At 70.6% G+C, this 22,833-nt stretch carries 17 protein-coding genes; 13 read left to right on the top strand and 4 right to left on the bottom strand.

What is annotated here, in order from left to right; all coding sequences use genetic code 11:
- Positions 1-28: 28 nt before the first annotated feature.
- The gene (locus O7614_RS14035; protein ID WP_278138883.1) at positions 29-661 is read right to left on the bottom strand and encodes a hypothetical protein; all 633 of its coding nucleotides are present in this window, start codon (positions 659-661) and stop codon (positions 29-31) included.
- Between the two features lie 409 nt (positions 662-1,070).
- Here O7614_RS14035 and O7614_RS14030 point away from each other — a divergent pair, with 409 nt between their 5' ends.
- The gene (locus O7614_RS14030; RefSeq protein WP_278138882.1) at positions 1,071-1,994 is read left to right on the top strand and encodes an AEC family transporter; all 924 of its coding nucleotides are present in this window, start codon (positions 1,071-1,073) and stop codon (positions 1,992-1,994) included.
- A 185-nt stretch (positions 1,995-2,179) separates the two neighbouring features.
- Positions 2,180-3,052, top strand: a complete 873-nt coding sequence (locus O7614_RS14025; RefSeq protein WP_278138881.1) for an oxygenase MpaB family protein — start codon at positions 2,180-2,182, stop codon at positions 3,050-3,052.
- A 53-nt stretch (positions 3,053-3,105) separates the two neighbouring features.
- Here O7614_RS14025 and O7614_RS14020 read toward each other — a convergent pair whose 3' ends face one another.
- A complete protein-coding gene (locus O7614_RS14020; protein WP_278138880.1) occupies positions 3,106-4,308 on the bottom strand; it encodes a M48 family metallopeptidase in 1,203 nt (400 codons plus the stop codon).
- Positions 4,309-4,525: 217 nt separating this feature from the next.
- Here O7614_RS14020 and O7614_RS14015 point away from each other — a divergent pair, with 217 nt between their 5' ends.
- From O7614_RS14015 to zwf, 3 genes are all read left to right on the top strand, one after another.
- Complete coding sequence (locus O7614_RS14015) at positions 4,526-4,861, top strand: cupin domain-containing protein (protein ID WP_278138879.1); 336 nt, start codon at positions 4,526-4,528, stop codon at positions 4,859-4,861.
- Between the two features lie 249 nt (positions 4,862-5,110).
- Positions 5,111-8,329: a DNRLRE domain-containing protein gene (locus tag O7614_RS14010; RefSeq protein ID WP_278138878.1), complete on the top strand. Its 3,219-nt coding sequence runs from the start codon at positions 5,111-5,113 to the stop codon at positions 8,327-8,329.
- A 263-nt stretch (positions 8,330-8,592) separates the two neighbouring features.
- Positions 8,593-10,086: a glucose-6-phosphate dehydrogenase gene (gene zwf / locus O7614_RS14005; protein WP_278138876.1), complete on the top strand. Its 1,494-nt coding sequence runs from the start codon at positions 8,593-8,595 to the stop codon at positions 10,084-10,086.
- An 81-nt stretch (positions 10,087-10,167) separates the two neighbouring features.
- On the opposite strand, the gene O7614_RS14000 is transcribed toward zwf, so the two are convergent.
- On the bottom strand, positions 10,168-10,398 hold the full coding sequence (locus O7614_RS14000) for a hypothetical protein (RefSeq protein ID WP_278138875.1): 231 nt from the start codon (positions 10,396-10,398) through the stop codon (positions 10,168-10,170).
- Between the two features lie 168 nt (positions 10,399-10,566).
- Between O7614_RS14000 and O7614_RS13995 the strand changes: the two genes are divergently transcribed.
- The 6 genes from O7614_RS13995 to O7614_RS13970 all read left to right on the top strand — a co-directional run bounded on the left by O7614_RS13995 (position 10,567) and on the right by O7614_RS13970 (position 19,939).
- Complete coding sequence (locus tag O7614_RS13995; protein ID WP_278138874.1) at positions 10,567-11,793, top strand: sensor histidine kinase; 1,227 nt, start codon at positions 10,567-10,569, stop codon at positions 11,791-11,793.
- On the top strand, positions 11,781-12,437 hold the full coding sequence (locus O7614_RS13990) for a response regulator transcription factor (protein WP_278138873.1): 657 nt from the start codon (positions 11,781-11,783) through the stop codon (positions 12,435-12,437). Before O7614_RS13995 ends, O7614_RS13990 begins: the two co-directional genes overlap by 13 nt.
- 111 nt (positions 12,438-12,548) lie before the next feature.
- Entirely contained in the window at positions 12,549-13,310 is a 762-nt protein-coding gene (locus O7614_RS13985) for an ABC transporter ATP-binding protein (RefSeq protein ID WP_278138872.1), read from the top strand.
- Positions 13,307-15,778, top strand: a complete 2,472-nt coding sequence (locus tag O7614_RS13980) for an FtsX-like permease family protein (RefSeq protein WP_278138871.1) — start codon at positions 13,307-13,309, stop codon at positions 15,776-15,778. The genes O7614_RS13985 and O7614_RS13980 overlap by 4 nt, the downstream gene beginning before the upstream one ends.
- A gap of 203 nt (positions 15,779-15,981) precedes the next feature.
- Positions 15,982-16,701 (top strand): VOC family protein, encoded by a 720-nt coding sequence (locus O7614_RS13975; RefSeq protein ID WP_278138870.1) that lies wholly within the window; start codon positions 15,982-15,984, stop codon positions 16,699-16,701.
- Between the two features lie 145 nt (positions 16,702-16,846).
- Complete coding sequence (locus tag O7614_RS13970; protein ID WP_278138869.1) at positions 16,847-19,939, top strand: hypothetical protein; 3,093 nt, start codon at positions 16,847-16,849, stop codon at positions 19,937-19,939.
- Between the two features lie 279 nt (positions 19,940-20,218).
- Here the strand turns inward: O7614_RS13970 and O7614_RS13965 are convergent, their stop codons facing one another.
- Positions 20,219-20,878 carry a TetR/AcrR family transcriptional regulator C-terminal domain-containing protein gene (locus tag O7614_RS13965; RefSeq protein WP_278138868.1) on the bottom strand — a complete coding sequence of 220 codons (660 nt, stop codon included), beginning with the start codon at positions 20,876-20,878 and terminating at the stop codon, positions 20,219-20,221.
- Between the two features lie 81 nt (positions 20,879-20,959).
- Here O7614_RS13965 and O7614_RS13960 point away from each other — a divergent pair, with 81 nt between their 5' ends.
- Together O7614_RS13960 and O7614_RS13955 are read left to right on the top strand one after the other, a co-directional pair.
- A complete protein-coding gene (locus tag O7614_RS13960; RefSeq protein ID WP_278138867.1) occupies positions 20,960-21,649 on the top strand; it encodes a maleylpyruvate isomerase family mycothiol-dependent enzyme in 690 nt (229 codons plus the stop codon).
- A gap of 119 nt (positions 21,650-21,768) precedes the next feature.
- A complete protein-coding gene (locus O7614_RS13955; RefSeq protein ID WP_278142260.1) occupies positions 21,769-22,818 on the top strand; it encodes an alpha/beta hydrolase in 1,050 nt (349 codons plus the stop codon).
- The last annotated feature ends 15 nt before the right edge of the window (positions 22,819-22,833 follow it).

Raw genomic sequence — 22,833 nt, 5'->3', positions numbered from 1 at the left:
CAGGGTTGCCGGGGCGGCTCTGACCACCTCACTGCGTCCTGAGTGCACCGATCGCCTCGTAGAACGCATAGCTCAGGAGAAAGTGACCGTAGCCGAGGAGCAGGACCACCGCAGCCGGCACGAGGGCGAGACAGCCGGCCCCTACGGCTTGCGTGGCAGGTTCCCCTGCGGCTCTTCTGCGGTCGGCGGTCCGCTCCTCCATCCAGGACGTCAGCCCGATGTACGAGAAGACGCTGACGACCACCGGTCCCAGGAATGCGATCCCCAGTGCGAGCACCGAGGCCACGATCTTCACCACCACAGCGATGGCGCCGAGGTCGAGTTCACCCGGACCTGGTGACGTCGCGGGAAGGTCGAGCCAGTCGGTGAAGAAGAACGAGTCGGCCATGATGGCCGACGGAATGAAGATCGCCAGGACCGAGAGGAAATCCCCGAAGGTGGACCGGTCCGACGGCAGCGAGGACGGCCACGTCTGCCCGGGCACGGACACCGGGGAGGCGGGGCTGCCTCCGCTCCCCCGTCCGGCCTTGATCTTCTTGGCGTTGTCGGTGAACCAGGTTTCGACGAACAGGGTGAGAATGTACAAGGCGAACGTGAGCTGCTTCGCCACCTTCTCCTCGAAATACTGGAACAGAAACAGTGCGACCCCGCCGATGACCACTCTCATGACGTTCCGGGGGCGCCTCATTCGAGCAGGCTATGCACAGAACCGCCGGGCGGTAAGCACTGAAGGGTCGTAGGTGACCACCCGTCTGGATCGAGTGGGCGAACAGGGTCGCCGGGTGCGGTGCCAGCCGCTCCGCGCCGACTGTTACTCGGCTTCGACAGCAGGACGAACTCGCTGCCTCCCTCCGCGCGCAACCCGACGGTGCCGAGGCGGGACAGTCAGTGACGTGACGCCGCGGATGAGCGGGATGTTTGTTCGGTCCGGACGGGATGCGAGGCTGAGCGCGTGGCTTCCCGGTCGACGTGCCCGTGGACAACCCCCGGCGGCGTGGTCGGTACCTTGGGCGCGTCGGTGTATCTGAAGACCGGCGAAAGCGCGGCGCAGGCCCGCCGGTGACGCCCCCATGAGCTTGGTGTCGGCGTTCATACCGGTCTGGATCCTCACCGCCGTCGGCTACATCGCCTGTCGTTGGGGCCTGCTGGGCGAGGCGGTGGCGTCGGTGCTCGGCCGGTTCGTGTTCCATCTCGCGATGCCGTCCGCCCTGTTCCTCGCCCTGTCCCGCATGCCGCTATCCGGATTCGCCGGTCGCCCGCTGCTCGCCTTCGCGGTGAGCACCGCCGCGGTCGTCGGGTTCGGGTGGGTCGGCGCGAGCCGGCTGTTCGGTCGCACACGCGGCGAACGGCCGATCTGGGGCATGGCCGCCGGTTACGTGAACTCGGCGAACCTCGGCATCCCGATCGCCACGCAGGTCCTCGGCGACGTGTCGTTCCTGGCCGAGGTGGTGCTGCTGCAGGTACTGGTGGTGACGCCGGTGATCCTGGTCGCCCTGGACCGGCACAGCGACCCGTCCGGGCGGGTACGGGTCCGCCGTATCGCCTCCCTACCGGTACGCAACCCGGTGATCCTGGCGTCGCTGCTCGGTGTCGCCTGCTCGGCTACCGGCCTGCACCTGCCGTCGACCGCCAGCGCGTCGCTCACCCTGCTGTCGGGCGCCGCGGTTCCAGCCGCCCTGGTCGCGCTCGGCGCGTCACTGCACCGGACGGCGCCGTCGTGGGCAGAGCCGGCTGAGCTGGCCGAACTGACCGTGATCACCGCGCTGAAGCTCGTCGTACAGCCGATCATCGCGTACACGGCCGGCCTGGCCCTGCACCTGTCCACGCCGCAGTTGCTCGCCGTAGTGGTGTGCGCGGGCCTGCCGACAGCGCAGAACACCTTCATCTACAGCCAGGAGTACGGCGTCGGCGAGACGGTCGTCAACCGGGCGGTGGCGGTGACCACGACGCTGTCGCTGGCCACCCTGGCCGCGGCGGCGACGCTACTCGGGTAGGTCCGTCAGCTGACTCGTCCAGCAACCGTCGTGAGTCACGTCGACGATGACGCTGGCCGGGACTTCGCGAAAATCTGCGGGTGCCCCTGGCTGCGCCGTGGCTTCCGCATCACTGAGACACTCGCCTGGACCTGAGCGCTCGCGACTGAATGCGCCCCGCAGCCGACGGTAGGAGAGGCCCGCCGATGAAAGGCCGTTACGCCAACCTGGACCGGATCCGGACTCTGGACCCCGAGCGCAACTATCTGGACATCTACCAGACCATGCTGCGCCACGAGTTCCCGTGGGACCTGAAACTCGGCCTCAACCTCGCCTTCAACCGGTCCTTCTCCGTCCCGGCCATCGCCGCGGTGCACACGGCCACCGGAGAGCTGACCGAACGCACCCAGAAGCGGATCGACGACACCGGCCTGCTGATGTACGAGATGGTGCTCAACGGCTTCGAGCAACCCCGTGGGCGCGACGCGTTGCGGCGCGTCAACCAGATCCACCGCCCGTACGACATCAGCAACGACGACTTCCGCTACGTCCTCGGTTGCCTGGTGGTGATCCCGACCCGATGGCTGCAGGAATACGGCTGGCGCCCACCCTGCTGCCACGAACTGCGGGCCACGCACCTGTTCTACCGAGAGCTCGGCCGACGGATGGGCATCACGGACATCCCCGGTTCGTACGACGAGTTCGAAACCTGGTTCAACGCCCACGACGCTGCTCACCTACAGCCCAACGCCGACGCGGCAGCCATCGAGCGGGCAACCCGCATGCTGATGCTCACCCGGATCCCCCGGATGCTTGGCCCGCTGGGGAACGCGCTGGTCAGCGCCATGTACGACGCCCCGCTGCGGCGCGCGATGCGGGTCGATCCGCCGGCATGGCCGATCCGGGCCGGCCTGCACGGCGCCCTCAAGGTGCGCTCGCGGCTGCAGCGATGGTTCGGAGCGCCGCGCACCACGCCGTTGTTCGCCGAGGGAATCAGGGCCAAGAGCTACCCCGACGGGTACGAGATCAGCCAGCTCGGTCCGCAGCACGACCAGGTACCCGGTCGACCCAACGCCTGAGCGCCCGGCCGGCCCTGCGATCGGCACCACCACGCTGCCGCGGCGCGAGGCCTTCAGAACCGGTCCCGGGTACCAAGGAGGGCGTTGTGTGCGGCACGGCGCCACGGCGCGAGTTCGGTGTCGACCCCGGCCCAACGGACGTCATCGACAGAAAGGACCCCGTCGACGTCAGGCAGAGCCTCGATCAGCCGCATCCGCTGGTCTTCGCCCGGGTGGGTACTCCACAGATCGGTGGTCCGCCGGCTGAGCTGACGGGCCAGCGGCAGGTCAGCGGCCAGGCGCTGGCGGGCTTCAGCGGCCATCGCCTCCAGTTGCTCAGCGTCGACACGCGGGGCCTGATGCCACAAGTCCTGCCAGATCCGGCCGGCGAGCAGGACCGTCTCAGAAGACCGGAGGAAGGGTGCGCTGCCGCCCACCCGGCGGGCGACCAGATCGGCCCGGTACTCGGCACGGCGACTGTCGGGCATCGCCACACTGTCCACGAGCAGCTGCGCGGTCGCGCCGGCGACGTTCACCAGAGCGACGATTCCATTAACGATCATTCCGAAGAGGACGGCCGTCCCGCTGACGTTCGAGGCCAGCGATTCCGAGGCGCGAATGGCCCGCTGCCAAGGGTTCCGCCCACCGGTGGCCATTACCGCCCGGGTGCCGAACGTCCTCGCCAGCAGGGTCCGGCGGACCCGAAGCGGATCGCCGTTGGCGAGGTGACCCAGCTCATGGGCCAGAAGGGACAGCCGAGCCGGCCGCGGCAGCATCACCCACAGGGGGATCCCGATGACGAGCACCGACCGTTGCCGCCAGCCCAGCCGGGCGACACCGGCGTTGAGACTCAGGTCCGCACAGATCACGTCGGGAACCGGTGTCCCGGCAGCATCTGCGACCTCCCGCACCAGACGATGCAACTGCGGGGCTTCGCGCTCGGTGATCACGCCATGCTTGGGCACCCGCCCGAACGACGGCTTGACCAGCAGCAAGACGAGCAGAGCGGGGATCGCCAGAGCCAGCCGTACCCCCGGTGGCAGGTCGCTGGCCACGACGAGCCAGACGAGATAGCCCGCTGCCGCCACCCCCAGCAGCGCCAGCACCACGGAGACCGCCGACAGCCAGAACTCGCCCGACGACGGCCCGGCCGGGCGTGCCTCCGGATCGGCCAGCAAGTCCTCATGCGTCGACCGGTCGAGTTCCAGCCCTCGCCGGAAGCCCCAGCGGCCGACCATCGTAGTGCCGCGCCACGGCGCCAGGGCGGGGTCGTACACGTCCAGGTTCCACTGACAGGCAGCGCACCAGGAGAGCGCCCCCGCCTCCAGCAGGACCAGGTCGTCAGCACAGGTCGGACACCTGCGCGGCGTCGTCGTCTTCGTCGGCACGAGGGTGGAGTGTAGATGCCGGGCACCTGCCCCAGCAGCGAGTGCGCCTACGGATGCGAGGGGGCGCGATGGGTACCGGCTGCGAGATGCCCCTTAGGGTTCTGCCATGCAGATCATCGAGGGCGCGGGCCGGTGGACCGCACCCGCCGGGGCCGCCAACGACTGGGTCGAACACCTGAGGGTGCCGGACCTGTCGGTGGGAACGTACTGCATCCCGGCGGGCGGTCTCGACGGTCAGAGCCCGCACACCGAGGATGAGATCTACGTGGTCACCGCGGGGCAGGCCCGGATCGTGACCCCGGACGGCGCGGCCGAGGTGGGCCCGGGTTCGGTGATCTTCGTGCCGGCTGGCGAGGAGCACCGGTTCGAGGAGGTGACCGAGGACCTGGCGCTGCTGGTGGTGTTCGGCCCGGCCTACGGCTCGCGCGCTTCGGATCGGTGAGACGTTCACCGCCTCCACCGCGAACAGGTGCCGCGGCCATCGCGCCGTCGACGCCGAACGAGTAGGTGCGAACAGCGGTACCGGCCGAGCGATCATGGATTCGTCCAGCAGGACCGTGGGCCATGGACTGGTGGACCCGGTGCACGGCCTGGCCTCTCGGCCGTGGTGGATCAGTCGGGCGACCTCTTGTGACGACACACCACCCTCGATACGGTCATCGCGCTCGTCACGCTTCAACGGGGGTTGTCTGTGTCGAATGTCATCACGCCTGCGGCTGCCCGCTGGCGCGCTCGGCTGACCGTTCTGGTGCTCGGCGCGTCCTGCCTCGTCGCCATCTCCGCACCCGGCCCGGCCACGGGGGCGACCCCATCTGCCAGCCGATCGGCAGCCGGTCAGCTGGCCGCCATCGAACCGCCGGCCGACATCGTGTCCCAGATCGCCGGCCGGCCGCACCCCCGGCTGCTCGCCACCGCGGAAACCTTCGGCAACGCGCGCAACCGGCTCGCGACCGACAGCCGGGCACAGCGGTGGTTCACCGCGGTACGGGAACGCGCCGATCGGGTCCTCGACACCACCGCTGAGAAACTGCCGACCAACGAGCGTTTGCAGAGCGGGGAGGTCACCGCCGACGACGTGAAGCGCCGGATCTACGCGCTGGGTCTGGTCTGGAACATCTCCCCCAGTGGCGGGACCGACCCGCAGGAGTACGCCCAACGCGCGAGGGCGGAGCTCCTCGCCGCGGCCGGCCTGCAGACCTGGAACCCGGACAGCAGGTTCCTCGACGTCGCGCAGATGACACACGCCCTCGCGATCGGCTACGACTGGTTCTACCAGTTCCTGTCCGCGAGCGACAGGACGACGATCCGTGACGCGATCATCAGGCACGGCATCGATGCGACGCTGCCCTTGCTGGGTGGAGGCAACTTCACCGCACCGCACAACTGGAACATCGTCTGCAACGGTGTCGCGCTGGGAGCGCTGGCGATCGGCGCCGATGCCGGCGACACGGTCCGCACCAAGGTCAACAATTTGCTGGTCGGCAGCGTCCGCTCCATCCAGTACGGCATCGCGGAGTACGGCCCGGACGGCGCCTACGCCGAAGGTCCGGCCTACTGGCTCTTCGCCACCGAGTACCTCGTCACCTGGCTGGCCGCCTTCACCACCGCGACGGGCACCGACTTCGGCCTCTCCGGCCTGCCCGGCCTGGCGAAGACCGGTGACTTCGCCATTCACGTCAGTGGACCGAAGGGGGCGCTCTTCAACTACGGCGACGGGGGTACAACCTTCTACAACTCACTCACCGCCGGGGGCCGGCAGGTGCCCTATCTGATGTGGCTGGCCCAGCGTTACCAACGGCCCGAATGGGCCGCCTGGGCAGCTGCCCGGGCCGACGAGGGGGCCACGCCGCTGGACATCCTCTGGTACGACCCGGCAACCGCCACCGGCACCACCCATCCAGCCGCGACCGATGCCTACTTCCGGCACGTGGAGGTGGCCACGGCACGCAGCGACTGGGACGATCCGAACGGCGTCCATGTCGCGACGAAGGGACTGCGAGCGGGGTTCGATCCGGTCGCCGGCCACGAGAACCTGGACGCCGGCTCGTTCGTCCTGGACGCGAGCGGGACGCGCTGGTTCGAGGATCTCGGCGCGGACGACTACGACCTGGCCAACTACTTCACCTGGCAGAGCAACACCGGCGGCCGGTGGGACCACTACGTGAACCACCCGCAGGGGCAGAACACCATGCTGCTGGGTGCGGGCCCGACGCCGTCCACCGCCCTTACCCAGGGCGCCCGGATCGTGTCGACCGGCTCCTCCCCCCGGCAGTGGCATGCCATCACCGACCTGACCGCCATGTACGGCGGCCGGGTGCAGCAGGCCCGACGCGGCATCCAACTCTTCGACGACCGTCGTCAGGTGCTCGTCCAGGACGAGGTACGGTCCACCACGGCGATCGACTACCGGTCCTTCCTGCACACCCGCGCCGACGTCGTGTTGGCCCCGGACGGACGGTCCGCGACCCTGCACCGGGGGGACGAGCGCCTCGCGGTGCAACTTGTCGGCCCAGCCGGTGCGACGATGTCCGTCGGACTTCCCGCCCCGATGGCGGGCAGCCCCAACCCGCCGGGGCAGAACTCCCAGCCAGCGCTCCGGAAGCTCGTCGTACACCTGCCCGGTGTCACCAATGCCACCCTGGCGCTACGCCTGACGCCGTTGTTCGGCGGCGAGCAGCCGCCAGCGGCGCCGTCCCTGACGCCGCTGGCCAACTGGTCCGTGCCGGCGTCACCGACGACCCAGTTGGCCGGGTTACACGTCGACGGCGCGCCGGTGGCCGGGTTCACGCCGAACCGCTTCCGGTACGAGGTGGTGCTCGGCCCCGGCACCACCGACCCACCGCAGGTCACGCCGGTGAGCCAGAGCGGCGGGTACGCCCAGGTGAGCCAAGCGACCGAACTGCCCGGCACGGCCACCGTGAGCACCTACCGCCAGGACGGGGCCGCCGGTCCGAGCTACAAGATCCACTTCCGGGTGCCGGGGAAGACCCGCAACTCGCTGCCCATCGCCTCGGTAACCGCCGGCGAGTACGCCCACCGAGCCGCGGCCACCATCGACGCCGACCTGGACACCACCTGGGCCGGCTCGACCCTCGACCTCGACCTCGGTGCGCAGCGCACCGTCGGGGCGGTGAACGTCGCCTTCGCCTTCGGTTCGCAGCGAAGCTTCGCATTCGACCTGCTGACCTCCACCGACGGCACCAGTTGGCAGGCCGCCGCGACCAGAGCCGTCTCCTCCGCCGCCACGGACAACGCCGAGGTGTACCCGATCACGCCGACCACCGCCCGCTATGTGCGCCTTGTCGGGCAGGGCAACTCGTCCACCAGCTCCACGGTGGTCGCCGAGGTCCGGATCTACGCCAGCACCACCGACGCATACGCGGACACGCCGGCCCGCCGGATGACGCCGACCGCCGACGCCTTCGTCCGCTGTGGCAGCCACGCCGGCACCAACTTCGGCCGCGGAAGCCAGCTGGAGATCCGCAACCATCCGAACGACCCGACGGTCCTAGCCGAATACCGGCGGTTGAGCTATCTCCGGTTCGAGCCGGCCTCCGTCCCCGGCACGGTCCGCAGCGCCACCCTGTGGCTCTACGGCGGGATGGCGGCCGACCCCGACGTGGACTTCACCACGTCGGCAGTCCTCATGGTGGACTCACCGTGGAAAGAGTACGACGTCACCTGCGCCAACCGTCCGGCGTTGGGCGCGATACTCGGCGTGATCGGCTCGGACGAGCAGAAGATGTGGCGTCGCCTCGACCTCACCAGCTATGTCAGGGACCAGCTGGCCGCCGGCAAGCCCATCAGCATCGGCGTCGCACAACTGGCGGCCGGTCACGGCCCGTGGGTCGGCTTCAACAGCAGGGAGGCCAGCTTCCAGCGGCCGTTCCTCGAGTTGACGGTCTCTTGAGCGGAGAGCGGTGCCGGGTATCCGGCGGCCATCCTCCGGCTCAGCCTCGATCGAGGCAGCTCGTGTTGGCGGGGAGCCGACAGGCCGCGCCGAATCGCTGCCGAGTTGCCTAACCGTCAACTCGGCATGCGACGCTCAAGGTTCGCGACCAACGGGCCACGCCGCGTGGCCCCCGGACCCTACCGCCACAACCGCACGATTTCTGGCGTGACAGCGCGGCACCCCTCAACCCCACACCCCTTGTGCCCGGAGGAACGCAGACCATGGACCACGCATCTCAGCTCATCCAGGAGCGGAGCGCCCCACCGGCCACGCTGGTGATCTTCGGTGCCTCCGGTGACCTGACCCGGCGTAAGCTGCTGCCCGCAGTCGAGAGCCTGGCTCGGCACGAGCGGCTCCCGGACCAGTTCGCGCTGGTCGGCGTCGCACGCACGCCGATGACCGACGAACAGTTCGCCGAGAGCGCCCTCGGCGAACGCACCCTCGCCAGCAAGCGCCAACTCCAGGGCGGGGTGCGGTACGTGGCCGGCGGCTACGACGACCCGCAGACCTACAAGCGGCTCGTGGAGACCCTCGACGAGCTGGACGCACAGCGGGGCACGTCCGGCAACCGGCTCTTCTACCTGTCCACCCCCGCCGGCGCGTTCGAGCCGGTGATCAACGGACTGGCCGGTGTCGGGCTCAACCAGCCACGCGAAGGTTCCTTCTCCCGCCTGGTCATCGAGAAGCCGTACGGGCGCGACCTGGTCACGGCCCGTGAGCTCGACGGCGTCGTGCACAACGCGTTCGACGAGCACCAGGTCTTCCGGATCGATCACTATCTGGGCAAGGACACCGTCCAGAACGTGCTGGCGCTGCGCTTCGCGAACTCGATCTTCCAGCCCATCTGGGATCGCTCCTGGGTCGACCACGTGCAGATCACCGTCGCCGAGACCCTCGGCGTCGGCAGCCGCGGCGGCTTCTACGAGGACGCCGGCGCGATGCGGGACATCGTGCAGAACCACGTGCTCCAGGTCCTCGCACTGGCCCTGATGGAGCCACCGGCCTCGTTCGAGGCTGAGGGCCTGCGCAACGAGAAGGTGAAGCTGCTGCAGGCGATCCGCCTGCCCACCGACCGGGACATCGCCGAGGCCGCGGTCCGGGGGCAGTACACCCGGGGCGGCACCCGCGAGGAGTTGATGGCCGGCTACCGCGAGGAGGCCGGCGTCGACCCCCTGTCGCGGACCGAGACGTACGCCGCGATGCGGCTCAACGTGGACAACTGGCGCTGGGCCGGGGTGCCGTTCTACGTGCGCACCGGCAAGCGCCTGCCGGCCCGGCTCACCGAGGTGGCACTGCAGTTCCAACGGCCGCCGCACCTGCCGATCCCGACCGACCAGCTCACCGGCCTCGACGCTGACGCGCTGATCCTGCGGATCCAGCCGAACGAGGGCATCTCGCTGCGCTTCGGCGCCAAAGTGCCGGGCCACTCCTTCCGGGTCCGCACCGCCACGATGGAGTTCTCCTACGACCAGACGTTCGCCGAGGAGTCCCCGGAGGCGTACGAGCGTCTGCTCCTGGACGCACTGATCGGCGACGCGTCGCTGTTCATCCGCAGCGACGAGGTGCAGCAGTGCTGGCGGATCGTCGACCCGATCATCGACAACTGGGCGAAGGACAATTCGCCGATCCCCACCTACGAGGCCGCCTCCTGGGGCCCCACCGACGCCGACCGGCTCATCGGCCGGCACGGCCGCAGGTGGCGCAACTCCGCGTGACCCGCCACCACGAGTGTGACCGCGCTGCCGAGCCGGAGTGGCGGGGGGTGATCGAGCGCGACGACGGGTGGGGTTGTCCCCCTACGACTCTCGCGCGCGGTTACGGCGGTGGTGGACGATCAGCGCGACCGCGCAGAGCACCGCCACCAGCCCGGACGCCGAGCTGACCCACGGGTTGTCCGCTGCGGTCGACAGCACCACGTTGGCCGCCGCGCTGACGAAGAGCACCAGCCACAGCAGCGGGCGGAGCAGGCCGCCCGGCTTGTTCGGTGCGGTGACCGGGGCCTGGGTGAGGCGATACGGATCGGTCATGACAACCTCCTTCGACGAACGTTCCTCGATGCCGTCAACGCTAGGCGGGCGGCGCGGCGGGGACGATCCCGCCAGCTCGACGACCGTGGTACAGCAGGCTGTACCTTGCACGCCGGACGTTGCCGGGCGGGTTCCGCGGTGGCCTATGTTGGCGGGGGAGGTGGGTCGATGGCGGACGTGCGGGACCGGGTTCGCACCTTGGTCGACGCCCTGGAGCACCTCGTCGGAGGGCTGGGCACCGCCACGTTGGCGCTGGGCGCGCTGCTCTGGGCGGCGATCGTGGCGGTGACCTGCGTGGGCGGGGTGGGGCTGCTGGCGGCGCCCGGTGCGTTGCGGGCGGTGCGCTCGGTGGCCGACCGCGAGCGGGCCCGGCTGTCCCGCTGGGATGAGCCGATCCCCACGCCGGGGCCGGTGCCGGCCGGGTTGCGGACGGCGACCCGTGATCCTTTCGTGCGCCGGGAGCTCGGCTGGGTCGCGCTGTACTCGCTCATCGGCCTGGTGACCGGGCTGGTCGGCCTCACGCTGCCACTCTCTGCCGTGCAGTACGTCACGTTCCCGCTGTGGTACGGGCTGCTCCCTGCCGACGCCGGAGCGCCGGGGATCGTCTGGTGGCGCATCGACGGTTTGTCCGAGGCACTCGCGGTCGGGTTGCTCGGGGTGGGCTGGCTGGCCGCCGCGCTCTGGCTCGGCCCGGTCCTGGCCCGTCTCCAGGCATGGCCGAGCCGGCTGCTGCTGTCTCCGCCGCCGGGCGTCGACCTGTCGCTGCGGGTGGCCGAGCTGACCGCCACCCGCGCCGCGGCGCTGGACGCCCACGCGGTCGAGCTGCGCCGGATCGAGCGTTCGTTGCACGACGGCACCCAGAACCGGTTGGTCGCGGTCAACGTGTTGCTGGGTGCCGCGCGGCGGGCCGCGCGCCGCAATCCGGACCGCGCCGACGAGATCCTCGGGCAGGCGCAGGACGCTGCGGAACAGGCGCTCGCCGAGCTGCGTACGGTGGTGCGCGGGATCCTGCCACCGGTGCTGGACGACCGGGGTCTCGCCGGCGCACTGGCGGGCCTGGCCGGCAGTTGTGTGGTGCCCTGCCGGCTTGAGGTGGACGTGGCGGTGCGGTGCGCGGCCTCGGTCGAGGCCACCGCGTACTTCGTGGTGGCCGAGGCGCTGACCAACGTCGTCCGGCACAGTGGTGCGAGCCAGGTGGACGTGGCCGTGCGCCGCGAACGCGGCCGGCTGCTGGTGTGCATCGAGGACGACGGGCACGGTGACGCGGACGAGGCACGTGGCTCAGGGCTCGCCGGTATCCGCCGGCGGGTCGAGGCGTACGACGGCCGGATGACGCTGACGAGCCCACCGGGAGGGCCGACGAGGATGGACGTGGAGCTGCCGTGCGGATCGTGATCGCCGAGGACGACCCGCTGCTGCGTGAGGGGCTGGCTCTGCTGCTGCGGGCGGAGGATCTGGACGTGGTCGCCACGGCCGGTACTCCGGGTGAGTTCCTGATCGCCGTCGACGACCATGCGCCGGACGTCGCGATCGTCGACGTACGGATGCCGCCGACCCACACCGACGAGGGCATCGTGGCCGCGGTGGAGGCCCGACAGCGCCGCCCCGGCCTTGCGGTGCTGGTCCTGTCGGCGTACGTGGAGCAGGCGTTCGCCACCGAATTGTTCTCGGTCGGCGCCGTCGGGCTCGGTTATCTGTTGAAGGAGCGGGTGGGTCGGGTCGAGGAGTTCCTCGCCGCGCTGCACCGCGTCGCGAACGGCGGCAGCGTGATCGACCCGGAGGTGGTGGCGCAGTTGCTCGCCCGCAACCGCCGGACGGACACGGCGCTGAGCGAGCTGTCGCCGCGTGAGCGTGAGGTGCTGGCGTTGATGGCCGAAGGGCTTGGCAACAGCGCGATCGCCGGGCGGCTGTTCGTCAGCGACGGCGCGGTACACAAGCACATCCGCAGCATCTTCTCGAAGCTTCAGCTTCCACCGGACGACCAAGCCGATCGCCGGGTCACCGCGGTGCTGCGCTACCTGAACGGTGATCGGCGGTAGCGCCTGCTGTACCCGGACCTGGTAGCCCGCGGGATGGTCGCCGTTCTCGTACGTCAATAGCGTTTCTGGTGCGCGCAGTTCTTGCCGATGAGACGGAGAGAGGCCACCAGAATGCCGGATTATCCGGGACAGACCATCGAACCGGCGGTACGCGTCGAACACCTCACCCGCGTGTACGACGCCGGCCGTAACCCGGTGACTGCGCTTGCGGGCGTCGACGTCGGCTTCGACCGGGGCACCTTCACCGCGGTGATGGGGCCCTCGGGCTCCGGCAAGAGCACACTGCTGCAGACCGCGGCCGGGCTCGACCGGCCCACCTCCGGTCGGGTGGTCATCGGAGGCACCGACCTGTCCGGGCTGTCCGAGACCCGCCTGACCGAGCTGCGTCGTACCCGGATCGGGTTCGTCTTCCAGGCGTTCAACCTGATCGGCGCGCTCACCGTCGAGGAGAACATCGTGCTGCCCCTGCGCCTGGCCGGCGTTCGTCCGGACCGGGCCTGGCTGACCCAGGTGGTCGAGCGGGTCGGCCTCACCGACCGACTGCACCACCGGCCGGCCGCGCTCTCCGGCGGCCAGCAGCAGCGGGTGGCGATCGCCCGGGCGCTGGCCACCCGCCCCGAGGTGATCTTCTCGGACGAGCCCACCGGCGCCCTCGACTCGCGGACCGCGGCGGAGGTGCTGACGCTGCTTCGCGCGGTCGTGGACGAACACGGGCTGACCGTGGTGATGGTGACCCACGATCCGATCGCCGCGTCGTACGCGGACCGTGTGCTCGTGTTGGCCGACGGTGCGATCGTCGCCGACCTTCCGCAGCTCGGCGCCGCCGGTATCGCCGAGCACCTGGCATCGCTGGATCGGCGGGTCGTCCGATGATCGGCCTCGCCGCCCGCCTGCTGCGGCACCGCGCCGGCCCGGCCGCCGCGACCCTGCTGGCCCTGATGGCCGGCGTGCTGATCCTGGTAGCGATGGGCACGCTCGTCGAGTCCGGGCTGCGTTTCCGCCCGGAGCCACGGCTCTGGGCCACGGCCGACGTGGTCGTCGCCAACCGCACGGTCAGCCACACGTTCAGGGAGTTCGGCGGCGACACCACCACGAGCACCGTCACGCTGCCCGAGGGCGGCACTGTGGACGCGGCCCTGGTGGACCGGATCCGCCGGGTGCCGGGCGTCGCGGCCGTCACCGGCGACGAAGGGGTGCTGATCGGCTCACCCGCTGCCGTGGGACATGGCTGGGACACGTACGCCTTCACCGGTCGTCCCATCGCCGCGGGTGCCGCGCCACGCGCCGACGACGAGGTGTTGGTCGACACCCGTTTCGGCGTGGCACCCGGCGAGCGCATCGAGCTGGTCGTCGGCGGGGTCGGGCGGTCGTACCGGGTGAGCGGAGCCGCCGAGATCGGTTCGGCGGCGGTGTTCTTCACCGACGCGCAGGCCGCCCGGTTGTCCGCCCACCCGGGTCGGGTGGATGCGATCGGCGTGCGGATGGTGCCCGGCGCCGACCTCGGCGCGGTACGCGAGATCGCGTCGGCGGCCGGCGCCACGACGTACGGCGGGAAAGAACGCGGGAACGTCGAGCAGTCGGAGAACCAGGCCGCCCAGACGTTGCTGATCGAGGTCGGATCGGTCTTCGGGGGGTACGTCGTCCTGCTGATCGTCTTCGTGGTGGCCGGCATCATCGGGTTGTCCGTCCGGCACCGTCGACGTGACCTGGCGTTACTACGCGCGGTCGCGGCCACGCCGGGGCAGGTGCGTCGCATGCTGGTCGCCGAGGCCGCGCTGCTCGCCCTGATCGGCTCTGCGATCGGCGGCCCGGCCGGCCTGCTGGCGGCCCGCTGGTTGCACGGCGAGCTGGTCGGGCGGGGGTTCGTGCCGGCCAGCTTCCCGATGGCCGACGGCCTGTTCGCGGTGCCGGCCGCGGTCGGTACGGCGGTCCTCGTGGCGGTGCTCGCCGCGTTGGTCGCCGCACGCCGGATCACCGGGATCAAGCCGATCGAGGCGCTCGGCGAGATCGCTGTCGAGCCTCGGCGTAGCGGCCGGGTGCGGCTGATCGCCGGCGTGGTGACGCTGGTGGCGGCCGGCGCCTCCGCGTCGTTCACGCTCGGTGCCGCCGGGTCGACCGGGGCACTGGCCGGCGCGGTCGGCATGCTGTACCTGTTCGTCATCGCGGTGGCGCTGCTCGCACCCAGGATCAACGCGTACGCGGCACGCCTGCTCACACCGCTGTTGCCGCGGATGTGGCGGGTCAGCGGCTACCTGGCTGCGGCCAATCTGCGGGCCAACGCGCAGGGCATGGCGACAGTCCTGACCGCCCTCGTGCTGTCCGTGGGGTTCGGCGACTCGGTCTGGTTCCTGCAGACGAACCTGGAACGGCAGACCACCACGCAGAGCAGCGCGGGAACCCTCGCCGAGCGGGTGCTTGTCGCTCCGGGTGGGCTGCCGGCGGACGCGGCGCGGGAGATCCGGGAGTTGGCCGGGGTGCGGGCGGCCACTGGTGTGCACCGTACGCAGGTGGTGGTGCGGGCGCTCGGCGGAATCGAGCCGGTCAGCGCGCAGTCGGTCGACCCGGCGGGCATCACGTCGACGATGGACCTCGCGGTGCGCGAGGGCAACCTGGCCGACCTGCGGGCGGGCACGGTCGCACTGTCTGCGATGCAGGCGTCCTCGTCCGGCTGGGACGTCGGCGATCAGGCGGAGCTCTGGCTGGGCGACGGCACCCCGGTCACGTTGGACGTCATCGCGATCTACGGCCGTGGCCTCGGCTTCGGCGACGTCACACTGGCCGCCGAGACGGTCGCCGGGCACACGGCCGGGAATACCGACGACGAGATCCTGGTCAGCGCCGGCCCGGAGGCCGACACCGCGTTGGCCGCCTGGACGGCTGGGCATCCGGGCAGCCAGGTCCTCGACGCGGCCACCCGTACGCGCCTGATCAGCACCGATCTGGCGTTCGGCGCCTGGCTGAACCGGCTGCTCATCGGCGTGATGGTGGGGTACGCGGCGCTGGCGGCGGCCACCACGATGGTGCTGGCCGCGCTGGCTCGCCGCCGCGAGTTGGCGTTGCTCCAACTGGTCGGGGTCACCCGCCGTCAGATTCGCTGGATGGTCCACGCCGAACAGGCCGGGCTGCTCGGCACCGCGGTGCTGATCGGCGCGACCATCGCGGCGCTGACCCTGAGCGCGGTCGTCAACGGACTGACCGGCAGCCCGATCCCGTACGTCCCGCCGCTCGGCTGGGCGGCGGTGCTCGGCGGCACGACACTGCTGGCGTTGACCACCACGGTATGGCCCGTCCGACGGCTGCTCGGCGCACCTCCGATCGACAACATCGGTGTGAAGGAGTAGCCGCGGCTCGAACATCGGCGACCGTGCCGCCTCCGGGACATCCCGGAGGCGGCACGGTCGCCCTGATGTCCCGGAGACGGATGGTGTCGAGCGGCGGGAGCTCCGCCACGGTCGGTACACGAGCCCGGCCGATCGGTTGGCCGAGGGCGATGATCGGACATTTCCATGGGCGACGAACACCCTTCAGCGCCTAGGAAGGAGGCATGACCAACGAGGTGACCGTCCCCCTGCTGCCGTGCGCATCCATCGACGACATCGAAGCCTTCTACCGAGTTCTCGGTTTCCGCACCACGTACAAGCAGCGCAAGCCCAACGCGTGTGTGGGGGTGCAGCGGGAAGACCTGCAGCTGCAGTTCTTCGAGATCGCCGGGTTTGACCCCGAGCAGTCCTATGGCTCCTGTCTGGTACTCACCGCGGACATCGAGGGACTACACCGAGCATTCGCAGCCGGCATGCGCGCCGCGTACGGCAAGGTACTGGTGTCCGGAACGCCACGGATGACCCGGCCCAGGGCGCGGAAGAACGCCGACGGGTTGGGCGGGTTCAGCGTCATCGACCCGGGCGGCAACTGGATCCGCGTCTTCCGGAACGCCGCCCCCGCTCCCATGCCGGCCACCACGCCCGCCGGGCGGCTGGCCAAGGCCCTGGCGAATGCCGTCGTGCAGGCCGATTCCAGGGGAAGCGTCGGACAAGCCGTTCGGATCCTCGACAGCGCGTTGGCCCGCCTACGAGCCGACGACGACCCGGTCGAGCAGGTGGAGGTCCTGGTCTACCGCGCCGAACTCGCGATGGTGCTGCACGATCCAACAACCGCGACCGAGATGCTGGCCCGCGCCCGGTCCGTCACGCTCACGGAAGACGAGTCCGAAAGGGCGGCACCCGCGTTCGACAACGCCGCCGAACTCGCAGAGGCACTGCGGTGACGCACCATACGAATCCCCTCGTCTCGACATCCACGGACGCCGCCCTCCCGCCTGCAGCGGTGTCAGCACGACAGGTCCACGACGGCGTTCGCCGGCTGCTTTCGCACGTCGAGGACGAAGCCGGTGAGGCTACTACCATGCGAGCGTGGCTCACGTTGCCCAGGCCCGCAGACCGTACCCGCTGCTCGTCGCCGCGGCGGTCCTGTTGGCGCTCGGCGCGGCCACGGCCTGGGCGGTCGGCGACACGCTGGGGCTGAGCCACGCCCCCGCCGCCGTGCCGCGCGAGGACGCCGTCGCCGCGCCGGCGCGGACGCCCGCGCCGGTCCCACCGTTGGAGTCCCTCGTCGTGCCCGACGAGCCGCGCGTCAGGAAGGCCGCAACCGCCGTCGCCGACGCGGTCGTCTCTCGCGGCCTGCCCCGGCCGCTGCTCGCCCCGGCCGCGTCGAGCCCGGCCAGGTCCGCGGCGGCCGCCCCGGGCACCGGCATGGCGCGCGTCACCGCCCCGGACCTGTCGGCGGCGAGCACGCTACGGGCGGGCGTGCTGGCCACCCTCAGCGGGACGCCCGAGTCGTACCGGCTCGACGTGCGCGACGCCGAGCTGACCGTCCAGGGCGGCGACGTCGCGGGCGTGGCAGCCGGGATGTACCGGCTGGCCGACCGGATCCGCTCCGGCGCCGAGGTGCTGCCCGCGGCGGACGCGGGTCGGGTGGTCACCCCCCGGCTCGGCCTGCGGTTGACCGACGCCGGGTCGGTGGGGCGTGAGCCCGACCCGGCCGTCTTCGCCGCCGGCGACGACTATGGCTTGAACACCGACGTGGTCGGGTCGGCGGTGCTGCCTGACGCCCCGTGGGTGGACGCCGGCGCGGTGGCCCGCATCGACGCACAGTTCCGGCAGTTCGTCGACCACTCGGTGGCGCAGGGCTTCAACGGAATCGTCGTGCCCGGCTTCCTGGAGTACGTCACGTTCGCCAACGTCGGCGACGGGCGCGCGGTCTACCCGCCCGGCGACCCGCACGTCGACCGCGCACGGGCGATGGTCGCGGCGTTCGGCCCCGTCTTCCGGTACGCCGAGGACATGGGCGTGCGGGTCTTCCTGCTGACCGACATGCTCGCGGTGTCGCCCCCGCTGGAGGCGTACCTGACGCGGACCGTCGGCGGCCTCGACGCGGCTGACCCTCGGCTGTGGGCGGTCTACCAGGCCGGTCTGGCCGAGCTGTTCGAGAGCATGCCGTTCGTCGACGGCCTGATGGTCCGCGTCGGCGAGGGTGGCGAGGTGTACGCCGGGACCGGCTGGGACTACTCGTCAAGGCTCGCCGTCACCACGGAAGCGTCCGTGCGCGCGATGCTGCGGGCGCTGCTGGACACGGCGGGCCCAGCCGGGAAGGAGATCATCTTCCGGACGTGGACGGTGGGCGTCGGGGCCGTCGGTGACCTGCACACCAACCCGACGTCGTACGCGCAGGTCCTCGGCGGGTTCGACGATCCGCACCTGATCGTGTCCACCAAGTACACCCTGGGCGACTTCTACAGCCACCTACCGCTGAACACCACCCTGCTCGGCGGCGGGCACCGCCGCATCGTGGAGTTCCAGGCCCGGCGCGAGTTCGAGGCGTTCGGCTCGCTGCCCAACGACCTCGGCCCGCTGCACCGCCAGGCGCTGCGCGCATTCCTCGCCGCCAACCCGAACGTCGAGGGGGTCTGGAACTGGACGCAGGACGGCGGGCCGCTGCGCGCCGGGCCCATGTCGCTGTACCTACGCGCAGGGTTCTGGCAGCTCTACGACCTCAACACGTACGCCGTCGGCCGCCTGGCCTGGGACCCGGCCACCGACCCGGCGCAAGTCACGGCGGACTGGGCGTACCGCACGTTCTCCGGCGACCCGGGCACCGTCGCGGCGATCGGGCAGGCCATGGCGCTGTCCCGGCAGGCGGTCACCAAGGGCCTCTACATCGGCCCGTACGCCGACCGGTCGGTGCGGGCGCTCGGGCTGGAACCGCCGCCCATGATGTGGATCTTCGAGTGGGACATCCCGACCGGTGACTCCGCGGCGCTGGACAGCATCTACGCGGTGACCGGCGGCCGTGTCGACGAGGCGATCGAAGAGGGCACGCAGGCCGTCGCGCTGGCCCGGCGCATGCGCGACCTGGTCGCCGCGACCGATCCGGCGACCTGGCGGGACGCCGAACTGCGCGGGCGCTTCATTGCGACTCTCGACTACCAGGTCGACCTGTTCGAGACGCTGGGCGCGTACCGGGCCATGGTGCTGCGGCACGCGCAGTGGCTGGACACGGGCACCCCGGCCGCCCGACACGACTGGCGGCTGGCCGCGGCGGCATACCACGACGCGCGCGACGCGCACCGGCAGCGCTACGGCGCCGACCTGGACCTGCCCGCGTACAACTTCACCGCCGCCGACCTCGGCGCGCGCCGCGCCGACCGGGACCCGGCGATGGCCTGGGCGGCCCGGGTGATGCTCGGATCGATCCTGCTGCTGGTGCTGCTCGGCCGGTACGGGCGCGGGTTCGGCGCAGCCGCCGCGCGCGGGTTGCTGCTCGGCGCGCTCCGGCCGTGGCGGGTCGCCGCGCTGCCGACGCCCACGACACGGGCGGACCGGGTGTTGGTGTGGCTGGTCCCGGCCGTGGTGCTGGTGGCGAGCCGACTCGTGTTGACCTGGTTCGCCGCGCCGGCGCACCTGCTGGTCACCCTCGGTGGGTGGGTGCTGTTCGCCCTCGTCGTACGCCTCGTCGTCGGCCGGCGGGATCCGTTCCACCTCTGGGCCGTCATCGGCGGTGTCGCGCTGCTGCGCAGCGTGCTGCTGCTGGCGGCGCTCGCCGGGCGCGGACCGGGCGGCTACTGGTTCGTCTTCTGGACGGCACCGAGCCTGCGCGCGGCGTACGTCACCGTCGCGTTCGCGGCGTTCTGCTGGCTGTTCGTGGCCGTCGCCGTGGTCCTGCGGGACCGGTACGGCCTGCGCCGCCGAAGCGCCGTCGGGCTGACCCTCACCGCCGTGGGTGTGCCCCTCGGCGTGCTGTCCGCTCTGGTCTGGGTAGTGGGCCTGGAACGCGCGCTGACGGTGTGGAACGACCAGCTCGCGCTGCTGCCCTGGGGCCTGTCCCGCATCCTCGGCATCACCGTCCACCTCGGCATCCCCGCCCAACTCCCCGCCTACAGCGCCGCCGCCGGAATCGCCCTGGCCGCCGCCGGCCTCCTCCTCTCACTCGACCGCCACCGGACGTAGAGCACCGTCGCGCCAGAGAAGTTCGTCAGCGAGACAGCCCCTTGCCCAACCGAACAGGCCCCGCTCAAGTGCGATGCCTGGCGTCTCGGGTGAGCGTCAGGGGCGATGACGAGAAGGCCGAGCAGGGCGAGGTCGACGAGACAGTGTGCGACTTCGTGGGCCGCGATCGGCTGGCTGAGCATCTGGGCCACCACTGCGATCGGTCCGGGTACGGCCCGCCGGAGTCGCCGTGCGGTTCGGCAGATGTCCGGCGTGATCAGAGCCGGCTGCAGGTGTCAATCACGAAAGTCCAGACGCCTGGGCGCTGGAATCGAACGGACGGGGTGTGTGTACGAGGCCGTTGAGCACAACGGTCAATCCTCGCTCGAATTCCTGGCCGGTGAACGCGGCACCGACCGGGGCCAACTTCGACAGGGTCGGGAGTGCGTCGGGTGCGAGCACTGCGACACGTTGGGCGGCGGAGTCGGCATCCTTCTCGCGCGACAGTCGGCCGGCTAGCTCGTTCTGCGCGATACCCATCACGAAGGCCGAGACGGTGCGGAATGCGACGAACAGGTCGACGCCGTCCATGCCTCCGCGTGCCAGCGCTGCCGCAAGCGCCTCGGCTGGGGCGAGGCTGGCGCGGGAGGAGGTGCGGCGCGTGAGTACGAGCGGGATCACCGCGGGATGCGCACGGAACGTTCGCCATAGGGCCGTAGCCACTGCCCGTGTGTCGGCCATCCAGTCGTCGGTCGGCTCTGGTATCTCGACGAGCGCGGAGACGGCGTCGACCACGAGTTCCTCGAGGGCTTCGCGGCTGTCGACGTAGTTGTACAGGGTCATGGCCCCCGTCTGCAGGGACGCCGCGAGAGAGCGCATGGTGAGTCCGGCCAGACCGTCCCGGTCGACGATCGCCAGCGCATGTTGCTGGATGTCCACGAGGGTGAAACGGGCTCTCATGCTGGCCACTCCCGACTTAGGTACGGCGTACGTATCCCAGGCTACTATACGTACAACGTACGTAAGATGAGGAGGAGTTCAGTGACGATCACGAACCCGAGGGGCCTGCCGTCCCAAACCGGCCGCAGGGGCCAAACCGGCTTCCGCGACCTCGTTCGACACCAGGACGACGCGTTCGTCGCTTTCGCCCGCACCCTGACCGACGAAGAGTGGGAGCGACCCAGCCTCTGTGCGGGCTGGACGAACAAGGATGTGCTCGCGCACCTCGTGCTCGGCCTGCGCCTACCGCCGCCCCGACTGCTGCTCGCGATGGCGCGGCGGCACTGGTCGTTCGACGCGGCAAACGACGCCCTCAGTCGCGCGTACGCCAGCGAGTGCACCGCTCATGAGTTGATCGACGCGCTCGACCGCGCCCGGGCGCGCCCGAAAGGTATCGGACGCCTACTGCCGGCACCGCTGATGCTCGGTGACCACGCCGTCCACCACCTCGATATCGCGCTCGCGCTCGGCCGGTCCGGCGTCCTGTCGCCGCAGGTGACCGACGCGGTCCTCGCCGTCGAGACGCGCGTGCCCAACCCGTTCATCCCGGCGGCCGCGCGAGCCCGGGGCATCGCGTTCCGCACCACCGACACCAACTGGTGGCGTTCGTCGGGGCAACCCCTCGAAGTGCTCGGCACCGCCGAGAACATCATCTCCGTCCTCGCCGGCCGACCCCACGCCATCCCCGACCTGACCGGCAGCGGCGTCGCCACCCTGACAAGCCGACTCTGAACCGGAATCAGGCTCGGGATGGCCCAGTTGCGTCGTGCCGAGCCCAGCCTCTCGACGCGAGGTGCCCCAGATCACTTGACACGTACGGCGTACGCGAGACAGGCTTACGTACGTTGTACGTGTCCTGTTGGGGGCACCCGCTCTGCGCGATCAGCAGACGGATCCCGGCGGCTGGCCCAATCAAGAGCGCAGCGGGGCCGGGGCGAATTCACTCTCATTCAGAGGATCACATGTTCAGTATCGACAAGGAACTTTTCGAGGCCGCCCGCGCGATCGTGGCCGCCGCCCCACCCACGCCGCCGGTCGTCGATGACTGGAAGACGCGGCGGGCGAACATCGACGCCCTCTACAACGGACTCACTGCCGTCGCCACACCCGACGACAGTGTCGAGATCGTGGACTTCACCGTGCCGTCTTCGGATGGGCACGCCATTCCGCTACGCCTCTACAAGCCGGAGAACGTACCGAACGCACTAGTTGTCTATGTCCACGGAGGCGGTCTCATCGCCGGTGACCTCGACGGCTACGACCACGTTTGCCGCCGCTACGCCGAGGAGGCCGGGGTAGCGATGATCGCGGTCGACTATCGCCTGGCGCCCGAATCGCCGTTCCCGGCAGCGGTCGAGGACTGCGTCACAGCGGTCCGGTGGGCGATCGAGCACGCCGCAGAGCGCGTACCCGGGGCCCGAGTCGCGCTCATGGGCGACTCCGCCGGAGGCGGCCTCGCGGCAGCGGCCGCGCTGGTGTGTCGTGACCGTCAGATCGGGCCTTTGGCGGCGCAGATCCTGGTCTACCCGATGCTCGATGACCGCACCGCAGTCGCCGACCCGGCGGTCGAGCCGTTTCTGGCCTGGTCGGTGGCCGACAACATCACCGGCTGGCGGGCCTACCTCGGCGACAAGTACGGCACCGAGGACGTGCCGGCCTCCGCGTCCGTCGCCCGAGCAGGCTCACTCCACGAGCTGCCACCGGCTTACCTCGAAGTCGGCCAACTGGATCTCTTCTGCGCGGAGACGGTCGCCTACGCCACGCGACTCATGGAACACGGTGTGCCCGTGCACCTGTCGGTGCGCCCCGGCGCATTCCACGGTTTCGACCGACTCGCGCCCCACTCCCGCATCGCACAGAGCGCGTTCGCAGATCGCGTCGCCTTCCTTCAGGGCCTTTAACACCAACCGCTTCCT

It is taken from the genome of Micromonospora sp. WMMD961, assembly GCF_029626145.1.
Classification (GTDB): Bacteria; Actinomycetota; Actinomycetes; order Mycobacteriales; family Micromonosporaceae; genus Micromonospora.
Note: the sequence above shows the minus strand (reverse complement) of the source record. Positions and strands in the feature narration are given on the sequence as shown.